This is a genomic window from Pararhizobium capsulatum DSM 1112, assembly GCF_030814475.1.
GTDB classification, from domain to species: Bacteria; Pseudomonadota; Alphaproteobacteria; order Rhizobiales; family Rhizobiaceae; genus Pararhizobium; species Pararhizobium capsulatum.
In genome coordinates this window covers 834333-847412 of sequence record NZ_JAUSVF010000001.1, presented here as the reverse complement: position 1 = coordinate 847412, position 13080 = coordinate 834333, and the positions used below count along the sequence as shown (strand labels likewise).

The window sequence follows — 13080 nt, the reverse complement described above, 5'->3', positions numbered from 1 at the left end:
TAGTCAAGTCTTACGAAGCCTATGTTTGTCATGACGAAAAGTGGCGAAAACGTGCTTCAACCTTTAACCGTACGTTAGGACTTCGGGCGGTTCCGAGGATTTTAAAAAACACAAAAAATTGAATCTTTCGAAGAGCATAGGAGAATCCTTTTAGATTCAATGCGTAAACAAAAATCAGCTTAAATCATAAAACAATAGTTCTAGTACCCGATAAAAATCGGATTAAATTTTTTTAAATCGCCAAAAATCCACCAATCCACAGGCTAGAAAATCGCAACATCCCGTAATGGTTGTATTTAGAACTTATTTCAAAAGATGTATTGCCTTATAATCCTCTCTCTTTGATTGTAACGCTCACCCCCTCCAATTGTCGTTCCGCCAGAGATCCGAAAGCGAAGCGCGATAGTCGGCGAAGCGCATCTCGTAGCCTGTTGCCCGAAGCTTGCCGTTGGAGACCCGCTTGTTTTCCCCATAGAAGGAGCGCGCCATCGGCGTCAGTTCGGCATTTTCAAAGGCAAGCTCCTGCGGCGGCTGGACGCCCATCATCTCGGCAGCGAGCGTCACGAGGTCCTGCGGCGGGGCCGGTTCATTGTCGGTGATGTTAAAGATGCCGCCCGCCTTCTGCGCTATCAGCAGCCCCGTTGCGCCGGCAATATCCTCGACCCGAATACGGTTGAAAACCTGATCCGCCTTGATCAGGCGCTTGGCGGTTCCCTCGGCAAGATTGCGGAAGGTGTTGCGCCCCGGCCCGTAGATGCCCGCCAGCCGAAGAATGCCGACGGGAATACCGGCCTTTTCGCCGAAACGTGTCCAGGCCGCTTCCGCCTCAACCCGCTCGCGCGAGCGCAGCGATACGGGCTTGCAGGGGCTCTCCTCATCGACCCAGCCACCCTTGTGATCGCCGTAAACGCCCACGGTTGAAAGATAGCCCACCCATTCGAGCGCGGGCATCAATTCGTGCATGCGATCAACCCCGAGACGCGTGATCGGGTCACCATCGCGCCCGGGCGCTATGGACTGGATGAGATGGGTCGATCGCGCCATCGCCGCTGCCAGCTCCGCCGAGATATCCTGCCCGTCATAAAGAAGAGCATCGATGCCGAGCCCGGCCAGCTCCACCAGCTTTTCCGCCGAGCGGGTGGTGCCTGTGACGCTTGCGGCCTGGGAGAAAAGTTCCTTGGCGATCGCCTTGCCGGAATAGCCGGCTCCCAGGATCAAAACATGCATCACGTCACTCCCGCAGTGGTCCATTCCCCGATCACATCCGGATCGGTCTCATCCTGCCGTCTTGCCGCAAATTCACGGAATTCGCCAGAGGCCATCAGCCGCGAGAGGGCCCAGACCGCCATGCCCCGCACCACCGGCGAGGCATCGCCTGCCAGCGCAAGGCAGGGCGCAACCATCTCCCGATCGCCGGAGTTTCCAGCTGCGATCAAAACATTGCGCACGAAACGATCCCGGCCGATCCGCTTGACCGGCGAGCCCGAAAACAAGGCCCGGAATGCAGCATCATCCAGCATCATGAGATCCGCAAGCCGCGGCGCCTTCAGATCCTCGCGCGCCTTCAGCTTCATTTCCGATGCCGTTGCGGCAAACTTGTTCCAGGGACAGGCGGCAAGACAGTCGTCGCAGCCATAGATGCGATTGCCGATCATTGGCCGGATGTCAGGGTCGATCGGCCCCTTGTGCTCGATCGTCAGATAGGAAATGCAGCGGCGCGCATCGATCCGGTAAGGTGCGGGAAAGGCATCCGTCGGGCAGGCGGAAAGACAGGCGCGGCAGGAACCGCAGTGATCCACCTCGCGCTCGTCGATCACCAGATCGGCCGTCGTGAACATGCTGCCGAGAAACAGCCAGGAACCGAATTCACGGCTGACGAGATTGGTATGCTTGCCCTGCCAGCCAAGCCCCGCCTGCTCGGCGAGCGGTTTTTCCATCACCGGCGCCGTATCGACGAAGACCTTCACATCCACGCCCGCACGCGCCGCAAAGCGCGTCGCGACTTCCTTGAGCTTGCCCTTGATGATGTCGTGATAATCGCGGTTCTGCGCGTAGACCGAGATCGCGCCGCGATCCGGCATCGCGAGAACGCCGCGCGGATCGTGGTCCGGCCCGTAATTCATCGCAAAGACGACGACCGAGCGCACCTCACTCCAGAGCACCCTTGGATCGCCCCGCCGCTCCGCCGTTTCAGCGATCCACTCCATGGTGCCGTGCTGGCCGTCCGCGATGAACCGCTTCAGCCGTGCCGGCGCCTCGGGGATCGAATCCGGCAAGGTCACGCGACAGAGATCGAAGCCCTTGTCGCGGGCTTCCTGCTTCAGGAACGCCGTCAGCTTCAAGCGTCTGGCGTCCTGCCTGTCTTGCGATGGGCGGCCGCCAAGCATGGAAGACGCCCCTTCTTAAAAATCCAGGTCCGCGTAATGCGAAACGGGGGTCAGGCCACGCACGCGTTCGGCCAGCAGAGGGCGGAAGGAGGGCCGCGATTTCAGCCGCTGGTACCAGTCCTTGGCCATCGGTGATTCCGTCCAGTCGATTTCGCCGAGATAGTCGAGAACCGAGATCGCGGCCGCGGCGGCGAGGTCCGCATAGGACAGCCGGTCGCCGGCAAGATAGGTGCGCGAACCGGCCAGCCACGAGAGATACTTCATGTGCTGGCGGATATTGGCGCGCGAGGTGCGTAGCGCCTTTGAATCCGGCGCACCGCCGCCCTGGTCCGGCGTCATCTGCAGCTTGAAGATACGCTCGCGCACCAGGGGGCGCGTCACATCGGCTTCCATCTTCTGCAGGTACCATTCGACCAGACGGCGGATTTCCGCGCGCTGGAACGGATCTTCCGCCAGCAGGCGGCGATCGCGCTTCAGCACGCCATTGGTCTCGTCGAGATATTCGGAGATCACCATGGCGCCACAGAGCGCCCGCATGCTGTCATCGACATAGACGGGCAGCGTGCCGGCCGGATTGAGCGTCAGGAAGTCCCTGCGCTTTTCCCAGGGTTGCTCCTCTGCCAGTTCGGTCTGGTAACCGTACTCCGACAGGATCAGCCGGACGAACCGGGACGCGGTGGACATGGGGTGATGATATAATGTCGGCATGGGGGATCGGGCTTCGTCAGTTCTATCGGGAGAGCGCGCGGCGGTTTGGTCTAGCCGTGGGGCGTGTGAAAAAGCTATAGGAATTTGCTGTCGCAAACACAAGCGAATCAGCCAACGCCTTCATGGCCCCCCAGGCTAACCCCCAATGCTTCAGGGATACTTAATTCATGGCGGATCAATCGATCATCAGCGCACTTATCCTCGGCCTCATCGAGGGTCTTACCGAATTCATCCCCGTATCGTCCACGGCACATGTTCTGCTCGCCGGACATTTCCTCGGCTTCAAGTCGCCGGGCAACACCTTTGCCGTGCTGATCCAGCTCGGTGCGATCCTGGCAATCCTGCTCGTCTATTTCCAGCGTCTCCTGCAGATCGCGCTCGCGCTGCCCACAAGCGAAAAGGCACGCCGCTTCCTGCTGTCGGTGCTCTTGGCGTTCCTGCCTGCCGCGGTCATCGGCGCGATTGCCCATGACTTCATCAAGGCTGTCCTGTTTGAAACGCCCGTGCTGATCTGTATCGTGCTGATCGTCGGCGGCGTCATTCTCTACGCGATCGACAGGCTGCCGCTTCAGCCCAGATATCGCGATGTGATGGATTATCCGCCCTCGCTCGCCTTCAAGATCGGCCTTTTCCAGTGCCTTGCGATGATCCCCGGCACCTCCCGTTCCGGCGCAACCATTGCCGGCGCGCTGCTGATGGGAACCGACAAGCGGTCTGCTGCCGAGTTCTCGTTCTTCCTCGCGATGCCGACGATGCTGGGCGCCTTCACGCTCGATCTCTACAAGAACCGCAACGCGCTCGACTTCAACGATGCCTCGCTGATTGCCGTCGGCTTCATTGCCGCCTTCGTTTCGGCATTGCTCGTCGTGCGGTCGCTTCTGAACTTCGTCTCCAGCCGAGGATTTGCGCCCTTCGCGATCTGGCGCATCGTCGTCGGCATTGCAGGCCTGATCGGCCTCTGGCTGTTCGGCTGATCCCAAACGAAAACCGCATGCAGCCCCATTCAAGAGGTTGCATGCGGTTCCTGGCCCCCGCCATAAACGAGAAGCGCCGTTGCAGGCGCTGATGTCGCTACAGCGCCGTGCGTCATATCTGACGCACCAAGGTTCGCTGTAGCACTTTATACCTGCTGCATAATTCCTTAAACCGATTCCGGTTTAAGGAATTATGCAGTGGAGTTTGTCAGGGAAAAGTGGAAACCGGTTTTCCCGAAAAGACAAACGGAAACAAAAGAATCTAGAAAGCGATCAATTTTCCGGAAGCGTGCCGATCGAGGCCGTGGTGCAGGGGTCGACGCCGTAGGCCGGAGAGCAATCGCCGTGATGGCCCGCAACGGTCTTCGGCGCTGCGAACGAACCGGCGACGATGATCAGCGCTGCGCACGCAAAAAAGAGTGCGATCGACTTACCCATGAACTGTCTGCCTCTCGATAGGAATGACGTGCCGCCTTCAAGGATTCGCAAGGCTCAGCGCGGCTGCTCTCTAAGCGTTGCGACGGCCGTTATCAATATCGGAACATGTTGAATCCGAGGTAAATACCAAAGCTCAAAACGAGTGCGGCAGAAGTGCAACGTTTCGCGGTGTTGCAAACGAAAAGAGCCGCCGGATTGCCCCGGCGGCCCGCGAAGTCTCCGGATTGATTGTTCGTTTCAGGCCGCGTTGCCAGAGCGGGTATACTGGCCCTGCGGACGATAGTGCACGACATAGGATGGCAGGACGGCTTCAACCGATGTCGGCTCGATGCCGAATGCCGTGAGGGTGCGGCCTTCGCTGCGTGCAGCCTCGGACACGATGTTGTCGCTGCGCAGCAGGATGACCTGATCGGGGGTCAGCGGCGGCTTGATGAAGGGGATAAGCGAGGCGATCGAGCCGATCAGCGATGCAATGCCGAACGGCAGCGGCACGAGAGCCCGCTTGCGATCGATCGTCTTCAGCATGATCTCGAGACAGTTGCGGAATGTCAGGACCTCCGGGCCGCCCAGTTCGTAGATCGTGCCGCGGGCGACCTTGCCGTCGACGGAGGTCGCTACCGCTTCGGCAACATCGGTAACGTAGACCGGCTGGAAGGCCATCTCGCCGCCGCCGATCAGCGGCAGCGCCGGTGCGAAGCGCGACATCTCGGCAAACTTGTTGAAGAACTGGTCTTCCGGACCGAAGACGATCGACGGACGCAGGATCACAGCTTCCGGCAGGATATCGAGCACCGACCGTTCGGCGCGTCCCTTCGAGCGGGCGTAGAGCGATTCGCTGTTGGCATCGGCGCCGATGGCCGAAACATGCGTGAGCTGCGCACCGGCGGCACGGGCCGCTTCAGCGACCGCACGGGCGCCAAAATCCTGGACGGCGTCAAAGGTGTTTCGGCCGCTCTCGAAGAGAATGCCGACGCAATTGACCACATGGCTTGCACCCTGAACCGCGGCATCGACAGACTTGCGGTAGCGCAGATTGGCCTGGACCAGCGAAATCTGGCCGACATTTCCGAGCGGCAGCAGGAAGCCCGCGAGGTCGGGACGGCGCACGGCGACACGAATGCGGTAGCCGCGCCGCGCAAGGGCTCTTACGACATGACGGCCGACAAAGCCCGACCCACCGAAAACCGTGACGAGCGGCGGAACATTGGACAAGGTCATGGCACAGGCACTCCTGAAGTTCGCTAGGCGCGTTGCTTGATATCTAACGGGTACATAGCCCAATCACCCCGCGAGGTGAAGGCTTATCACGCAGGCTTTCGCGCCGCATTCCGACGCAGGCTTCAAAGCGCGCTCAGACGCCTTCGACAATCACCATCTCGGCATCCGCAACCGCCTGGCGGATCGCGGCCGCAATCTGGTATTCGGGCGAGTGGTAACAATCATGGGCGGCCTTGAGCGAAGGAAACTCGATCACGACGTTGCGGGCACGCACATGCCCTTCCAGACGCTCGTGCTCGCCACCGCGCGCCAGAAAGTTGGCGCCGTATTTTTCGAAGGCCGGCTTGGCGGCCGTGACATAATCCTTGTAGCGCTCGGCATCGCGAACATCGACGCGTGCAATCCAGTATCCCTTTGCCATTGCCTTCTCCTCTTTCTCGCCGCAAGCATGAGATGATCGTCTTCCGGCAATTTGCCGAAGGGGTCAAGCGGATGAATGACGGAGCGCATGCATGGCATCGAAACGGACAGGTTTGAAAACGGCGCTGGGCGCGATCATCGCCCTCACCTTTGCAACATCCTGGCTCTGCCTCCCGCACCCGGTCGTGGCCGCTTCGCAGACTGCGCCGGCCCCCGCGTGCCTGCCCAGGACATATGCTGCGCTTCGCCAGCCGGCGACGCAACAGGCATCGAGCATCGAGCTCAACTGCTCGCTGATGCTGGAAAAGACCGACATCATCAGCAAGCGCCTGCTGCTTTCCGGCGAAAAGGCCTCCGGCATCACCATTGACTGTGCCGGCGCCACCTTCGACGGCTCGCGCGGCACCGTCAATTCCGGCCGGCCGACAATCCTCATCCGCTCGACCAGGGCGAAAGACGGGCGCTGGAGCGTGCCGCAGGACATCACGGTCAAGAACTGCACCGTCAAAGGCGCGATCCGCGTGCAAGGACTTGGCGCCAACGGTCAGGCGGAAGACGTCCGGCTGTCATCGCTCAAGGCAGGCCATACACAACACGCTCAGGCATCGGCACCCCGCAACATCGACCTGTCGCAGCTTCGCTTCATCGCCGATGGAAAAATCCCGCTCTATGTCGCGCCCGGTGTAACCGGCCTGACGGTGGAGAACTCCGCATTCAGCGGGCGCAGCGGCGGCACGGCGATCTATCTCGACGCGGAATCGGCTCGCAACACGATCCGCGCCAACAGCTTTGCCGTCATCACCAAATCCCGGGAACAGATCGCCGTGGATGGATCGGCCTACAACCTTATCTCCGGCAACAGGTTCAACGACCCCGTCAAAGGCGGCATCTTCCTCTATCGCAACTGCGGTGAAGGCGGCACCATCCGCCACCAGTCGCCACAGTATAACGAGATCAGCGGCAACACCTTCTCCTATTCGAAGGGTGGAGCCGAACCCGCCATCTGGCTGAACTCCCGCAACGGCGCCCGTCTCTATTGCCTGACAGCCCCCTCGGCCCCCTTCGGCAGCGGGTTAATTTCGCGGGATTTCGCCGAGTTCAACAGGGTTGCCGGGAATATAGTGATCGGCGGCGACGTCTCGCTGATCCGCAATGATGAGGATACCAACGTGATCGAACACAACAGGGTGGAATGACTTGCCGGCGCTCACGCCTGAAGCGCGCGATCCATCTCGGCCAGAATGGCTCGTGTCGCCGCAAGTGGATCTTCCGCCTTGACGATCGGCCGCGCCACCACCAGATGGCTTGAGCCCGCAGCCAGCGAGTCGGCAGGCGTCATCACCCGCTTCTGATCGCCCTTGTCGCTGCCCGTCGGGCGGATGCCGGGGGTGACGACGGCCATGCCCGCACCGACAATGCCGCGCACCGCAGCCGATTCTTCCGCCGAGCAGACGATCCCGCCCATGCCGGCCTCCCGCGCCTGTTCGGCACGCTTCAGCACCAGTGCGCGTGGATCGAGCGCATAGCCCGCATCCCTGACGTCTTCTGCATCCATGGACGTCAGCACCGTCACACCGAGCAGGCAGAGATCGGAACCTTTCGCCGCCTCGACAGCCGCCTTCATCGCCTTGGGATAGGCATGCAGGGTCAGCATCGACATACCCATCCTGGCGATGTTTTCCACGCCCTTGGCCACCGTGTTGTCGATATCGAGCAGTTTCATGTCGAGGAAGACCTTCTTGCCGCCCTGGGCGAGATCGCGGGCAAATTCCAGCCCGCCGGCAAAGACAAGCTGATATCCGATCTTGTAGAAACTCGCTTCGTCGCCGAGAGCGGCCACGATCTTTTCAGCCTCGCCGATCGTCGGAAGGTCGAGACCGATGATCAGTCTGTCGCGTGCATTCAGGGTCATGCCATCCATCCCCGCCATTGTTCCATCGGGGTCCAGTCGCATGCAAGGCAACGATCCGCAAGGGAAAATGCGAAGAGATTGCCACCGCCTGCCGGCTGATCATGGCGTGCGATGGGCACGCCGGCCAGATGGCATTTCAGCAGCGTTCCGACACCGCCATGGCCGACGAAAACGATCGGGACTTCCGGGTTATGCGCATCGAGCACGCCGGATACGGCAGAGACGATCCGCGCCTGCGCATCCGCCGCTCGTTCCCAGCCGCGAAAACTTTCGGTCGGGTGGGCAAAGAACCAGTCGGCCGCCGCCTCGAAGGCATCGGGCAGCAGAAATCCGGTCGCCGACCTGTCGTTTTCGCCGGAGCGGGCAAGGATTTCCACCTTTCGTCCAGCCGCAAGGATCGCCGCCGTCTCCTCAGCCTTCGTTTCGTCGCTGGAAAGAAACCGGCCGATCCGCCGCACCCAGTCACCCCCGGCCGTGTCCGTGGCGCGGGCTGTCCCAAGCTCCGACAATCCCCATCGCGGCACAGGAACAGTCGGATCGATCCGAACCTGGGGATGGGTGATATAAACCCCGAACATGCCCTCTGGCCTCAATGAGCCTTGCGGTAGATCCAAAGCTGGGCTGGCGGAATATTCCGCACGACAAAATCATAATGGGAGATCTGGTAACGATCCGGCAGCGCCACGACGGGCGAGAGCGGACCATAGGAGATCTGCATGACCGGGCGGCCGACGGGGATGCGCGACAGCAGATCCTCGATCAGCGCCACGCGCTTGTACATCGGAAAATTCAGAAGCGGCACAGCCGAGATCACGCAATCGAATTGCTGGTCGCGCCGTTCGCCGAGGGTCGTCTTCAGGTCGAAGGCATCGCCGTTGATGAAATCAACGCCGGGGAACCGTTCGAGGAGGTGCTGGTAGAAATCGGTGGAAAACTCAACGGAGACAAGGCTCTGAGGCGCCACACCCTTTTCGAGGATCGCCTTGGTGATCACCCCGGTACCGGGGCCAAGCTCCAGGACAGGCAGGCCGGAATGCGGATTGATCACGCTCGCCATGCGCCGGGCCGTTATTCCGGAGGTCGGGATGATCGAGCCGACCGCTTTCATGTTCTGCTTCCAGCCCTTGAAGAACCGGATTTCCTCGTCAAATTTCTTTTCAAAACGCTGCTTCAGACGAAAATTCATTTTTCTTCCCGTAATCCGGTTGAGCACCGCTGACAGCGAATCTCCGCCTTCATGAACAGAGTCTTCGACGCAGTGGATTATGTGTTGCGAGTTGCGACAAAAACAAGTCTCTTCACGTCATTAAGATGTAGTGAAAATACGAGCGAGCCTCGTTGTCGCATATTTATCAGAAGTCACGCATAAAAAAACGGCCCGGGCGGCGTCAGCCGCTCCCGAACCGTTCGATGCAGCGGCGAGCGAGCTTTAGCGCGAGGACCGATCGACATTCAGTTCAGGCCGAGTCGAAAATGGTGATTTTCCGTGCCCCGGAGCTTGAGCGTACTTCGGTACGTGAGCACCGGAAGCATGGGAAAGCGCCATCTGCAGGCCGGCCAGGGCTGAAGGTTAAACGCATGTCGCGCAAAAGTGCGCAGCGGTTTTGCGATAACGACATGCGTAAAAACAAAGAGCCAAAGCGTGGAAAGCGAATCTGAAAGATCGCGACGCGCTTTAGACGCGCATCGGCATCAGGACATAAAGCGCATCGTCGCCTGCGAGATCACGCACCAGCGTCGGCGAGCCGGGATCGGCCAGCATGAACACGGCCTCGTCGCCCGAAAGCTGGGCGGTGATATCGAGCAGGTACTTGGCGTTGAAGCCGATTTCCAGCGGATCGCTGTCATAACCGACCGGCAGTTCTTCCGTCGCGCTGCCGGAATCAGGGTTGTTGACGGTAAGCGTCAGCTGGCCCTCGGTGAGCGACAGCTTTACCGCACGGCCCCGTTCCGACGAGATGGTGGAGACGCGATCGACGGCCTGCGCGAAGGACTGGCAATCGATCTTCAGTTCCTTTTCGTTGTTGGCGGGGATGACGCGCTGGTAATCCGGGAAAGTGCCGTCGATCAGCTTGGAGGTCATGACGATCGAGCCGATGGTCAGGCGGATTTTGGCGTCCGACACCTCGACGGTGACGATGACATCGGGATTGTCGACCAGCTTCTGCAATTCGCTGACGGTCTTGCGCGGAATGATGATGCCCGGCATGCCTTCGGAACCCGACGGCGCCTCGATATCGGCGCGCGCCAGCCGGTGCCCGTCGGTCGCGACAGCGCGCAGTTTCAGCTGGCCGTTGCTTTCGATCGTATGGATATAGATGCCGTTGAGATAATAGCGGGTTTCTTCCGTCGAGATCGCAAACTGGGTGCGATCGATCAGCATCTTCAGGTCCGTCGCCTTGATGCGGAAGGTGTGGGTAAAGGCGCCGGCGGTCAGGTCCGGAAAGTCGGATTGCGGCAGGCACTGCAGCGAGAACTTCGAGCGGCCCGACTGCACCGTCATCGCCGTGCCTTCAGTGTTGGTGGCGAGCGCCACTTCAGACCCGTCGGAAAGCTTGCGGACGATATCGTAGAGCAGATGCGCCGGCACCGTCGTTGCGCCCGCCTGCTCGACCTGCGCAGGCGTCGCTTCGGTAATTTCGAGGTCGAGGTCGGTCGCCTTCATCTCCAGGCTTGCGCCATCGGAGCGCAACAGCACGTTGGAGAGGATCGGAATGGTATTGCGGCGCTCGACCACGCGGTGAACGTGGTTCAGCGACTTCAGGAGATTGGACCGCTCGAGAGTAATGCGCATGGGATGCTACCGCTTTCAACCAGTGCCGGAAGCATGCCTCCCGGCATTTACATTTGACGCCCCGTCGGGCCCACAAGGATGTGGACGGGCAAAATGGCAGAAAGAAGCCGCGGAAATCAAGCGCTATCGCGGGAGGGAGAGGACTATTGTGAGCAAGAACGAGCGGTCGTCCCCAGTATCCCCGTCATATCCACACACGTTGCAGGGCTGCGTCGGAAACAGCAGCATATCACTTCCGCCTGACCCGCCTTCGGAATCGTCTGCAGAATCCTGTCACAGGGCATGTGATCGGCATTGCAGAAAAAGCAGTCAATATAAAGCGACCGACCGTGTTGCTGCTTATTGCCCGAGGCCAATATTCTTCGGCGGATACTTCTTATACGTCGCCCCGTGCGCCTTCATCTCCGCCGCCATCGAGGCCAGGAAAGCGTTCATGCGGTGGCCGACCGGGTATTGCTCCTTCGGGTCGATGTAGAGATTGAACAGCCAGGGTGCGAGGCCGACATCGCTGACGGTGGTCATGTCGATGTTCAACCACTGGGCCTGCTCCTGAACCACTTTCACATGGATCTTGTACTCGTACATGCGCATGGCCATGAAGTTCTGCTCGTTCCAGATATAGACCTTCTCGCGGTTTGATTGGCCGTCATCGGCCAGGAGAAACGAGGTCTGGTCGATGCCGTCGATATAGCGGTCGGTCGGGATCTTGTCCGCCACACCGGCCACGTGAAGCGATGTGTTGAACAGGTCCATCAGATCGAAGAGATCATCGCTTTCGCGGCCGGACTTGATCATGCCGCGCCAGTAGGCGATGCCGGGCACGCGCACGCCGCCTTCCCAGGCAGAACCTTTCGCGCCGCGGAACGGCGTGTATCCAGCATCCGGCCAGGTATCGAGCTGCGGCCCATTGTCGGAGGTCACGAAAATGAAGGTGTTGTCGAGCACCCCGGCCTTGTCGAGTGCGTCGACAATCTCGCCAATATAGGCGTCAACCTCCACCACGTCGTCCTTGTACGGGTATTTGCTGGCGCTCCTGCCTTCGAAGGCCTTGGAGGCAAAGTTGTCGGCATGCACCTTCATGAAGGCATGTTCGAGGAAGAAGGGAGCCGTACCCCCGGCAAGCTCCTTGATCTTTTGGACACTGAATTCCTTCAGCATCCGGTCGCCTTCGGCCATCTTCCCGATGCTGTCGATCTGCTCGACGTCCTTGGTTTCGCCACCTTTGAACCCGTGAACGAGCGCGGTGCTCGAACCGGTCTTTTTCAGCATTGCCAACCGTTCGGGATTGAGAACAAGATCTGGATAACGCCTTTTGTCGACGCCTTGGCTGATTTCCTTCTCGGCCTCGTAGAAGCCGTAGAATTCATCGAAGCCGATATCCTGTGGCCGCATGCCGACGCTTTCGCCGACATGCCACTTGCCGGACAGAACTGTCTTGTATCCCGCGTCGCCAAGCAGCTTCGGCAGCGACGTCTCATCGGCCCACGGGTTCTTGGTGATCTTGTCGCCAGCAAGGATCGGACGCGTCAGGCCGGTGCGCACCGGAAGCCGCCCGGTCAGAATGGCGGAGCGCGTCGGCGTGCAGGTGGCCTGCGAATAGGTCGAGGTCATCGTCAGGCCTTCGTGCGCCAGCCTGTCCATATTGGGGGTGGCTGCGCCGATCGCAGCGCCGCCGCCGAATACGCCGGGATCGCCATAGCCCATGTCGTCAACGACCAGCCAGACGATGTTTGGCCGCCGACCGGTTCGGGCCATCAGTTCGTCCAACTTCTTCTGGGCTGCTGTTGCCTGATCTGCATGAACCAGCGCCGGTTCCATGCTCTCACTGGTGCGCTCGGCCTTGCTCAGCACAGACTGCGCCAGCGCGAGCGTCGGGATGGCAGCAAGCACGGCCGTCTGCAGAACCAGAGTGCGAAGCGTCTTCATTCTCATGCCAGTTTCCCCAGTTTGTGAAATCGCGAGGCACGTCTCCATTTGAAACCGGCACCACCGAGCGAAAAGTCGATGGATAGCGTAGAGACGCCGCTCAAACTGGCTGAGCCATGTTACAGCAATATCAAGCGAAGCCGTCAACACGTCGCGCTTCAAGTTCACGACGGCCTCTCTACCGAAATGCCTCGCCGGCATAAAAGAAGACCCCCGGCTGTACGGCTTGCCATATCCATCGACCAGCTCTTGCCGCCTTCGCACGGCTCGCCCATAAAGACCGGCAAAGCACATAGAAAGAAA

General features: G+C 60.1%; 13 protein-coding genes. 2 read left to right on the top strand and 11 right to left on the bottom strand.

Translation table 11 applies throughout. The features are described from left to right. Window positions 1-354: 354 nt before the first annotated feature. The 3 genes from QO002_RS03975 to QO002_RS03965 are packed head-to-tail and all read right to left on the bottom strand — an operon-like array spanning window position 355 to window position 3095. The gene (locus QO002_RS03975) at window positions 355-1227 is read right to left on the bottom strand and encodes an SDR family oxidoreductase (protein WP_307226907.1); all 873 of its coding nucleotides are present in this window, start codon (window positions 1225-1227) and stop codon (window positions 355-357) included. Further along, window positions 1227-2387 carry a tRNA epoxyqueuosine(34) reductase QueG gene (queG, locus tag QO002_RS03970; protein WP_307226905.1) on the bottom strand — a complete coding sequence of 387 codons (1161 nt, stop codon included), beginning with the start codon at window positions 2385-2387 and terminating at the stop codon, window positions 1227-1229. The genes QO002_RS03975 and queG overlap by 1 nt, the downstream gene beginning before the upstream one ends. Before the next feature lie 15 nt (window positions 2388-2402). Then, window positions 2403-3095 carry a glutathione S-transferase family protein gene (locus tag QO002_RS03965; RefSeq protein ID WP_307226903.1) on the bottom strand — a complete coding sequence of 231 codons (693 nt, stop codon included), beginning with the start codon at window positions 3093-3095 and terminating at the stop codon, window positions 2403-2405. Between the two features lie 167 nt (window positions 3096-3262). Here QO002_RS03965 and QO002_RS03960 point away from each other — a divergent pair, with 167 nt between their 5' ends. Then, a complete protein-coding gene (locus QO002_RS03960; RefSeq protein ID WP_307226901.1) occupies window positions 3263-4069 on the top strand; it encodes an undecaprenyl-diphosphate phosphatase in 807 nt (268 codons plus the stop codon). 273 nt (window positions 4070-4342) lie between these two features. Here the strand turns inward: QO002_RS03960 and QO002_RS03955 are convergent, their stop codons facing one another. The 3 genes from QO002_RS03955 to QO002_RS03945 all read right to left on the bottom strand — a co-directional run bounded on the left by QO002_RS03955 (window position 4343) and on the right by QO002_RS03945 (window position 6146). After that, window positions 4343-4507 carry a hypothetical protein gene (locus QO002_RS03955; protein WP_307226899.1) on the bottom strand — a complete coding sequence of 55 codons (165 nt, stop codon included), beginning with the start codon at window positions 4505-4507 and terminating at the stop codon, window positions 4343-4345. Window positions 4508-4744: 237 nt separating this feature from the next. Then, window positions 4745-5725, bottom strand: coding sequence for a complex I NDUFA9 subunit family protein (locus tag QO002_RS03950; RefSeq protein WP_307226897.1), 981 nt, complete (start codon window positions 5723-5725; stop codon window positions 4745-4747). Window positions 5726-5858: 133 nt separating this feature from the next. Then, window positions 5859-6146: a DUF1330 domain-containing protein gene (locus tag QO002_RS03945; RefSeq protein ID WP_307226895.1), complete on the bottom strand. Its 288-nt coding sequence runs from the start codon at window positions 6144-6146 to the stop codon at window positions 5859-5861. Between the two features lie 91 nt (window positions 6147-6237). On the opposite strand from QO002_RS03945, the gene QO002_RS03940 reads away from it, so the two are divergent. Beyond that, complete coding sequence (locus QO002_RS03940; protein ID WP_307226892.1) at window positions 6238-7341, top strand: NosD domain-containing protein; 1104 nt, start codon at window positions 6238-6240, stop codon at window positions 7339-7341. An 11-nt stretch (window positions 7342-7352) separates the two neighbouring features. Here QO002_RS03940 and pyrF read toward each other — a convergent pair whose 3' ends face one another. The 5 genes from pyrF to QO002_RS03915 all read right to left on the bottom strand — a co-directional run bounded on the left by pyrF (window position 7353) and on the right by QO002_RS03915 (window position 12783). Continuing rightward, window positions 7353-8057: an orotidine-5'-phosphate decarboxylase gene (pyrF, locus tag QO002_RS03935; protein ID WP_307226890.1), complete on the bottom strand. Its 705-nt coding sequence runs from the start codon at window positions 8055-8057 to the stop codon at window positions 7353-7355. Then, on the bottom strand, window positions 8054-8635 hold the full coding sequence (locus QO002_RS03930; protein WP_307226888.1) for a histidine phosphatase family protein: 582 nt from the start codon (window positions 8633-8635) through the stop codon (window positions 8054-8056). The genes pyrF and QO002_RS03930 overlap by 4 nt, the downstream gene beginning before the upstream one ends. A gap of 11 nt (window positions 8636-8646) precedes the next feature. Further along, window positions 8647-9243 (bottom strand): phospholipid N-methyltransferase PmtA, encoded by a 597-nt coding sequence (gene pmtA / locus QO002_RS03925; protein WP_307226886.1) that lies wholly within the window; start codon window positions 9241-9243, stop codon window positions 8647-8649. Between the two features lie 489 nt (window positions 9244-9732). Beyond that, window positions 9733-10851 (bottom strand): DNA polymerase III subunit beta, encoded by a 1119-nt coding sequence (dnaN, locus tag QO002_RS03920; RefSeq protein ID WP_307226885.1) that lies wholly within the window; start codon window positions 10849-10851, stop codon window positions 9733-9735. Window positions 10852-11190: 339 nt separating this feature from the next. Continuing rightward, window positions 11191-12783 (bottom strand): arylsulfatase, encoded by a 1593-nt coding sequence (locus QO002_RS03915; RefSeq protein ID WP_307226882.1) that lies wholly within the window; start codon window positions 12781-12783, stop codon window positions 11191-11193. Window positions 12784-13080: the final 297 nt, after the last annotated feature.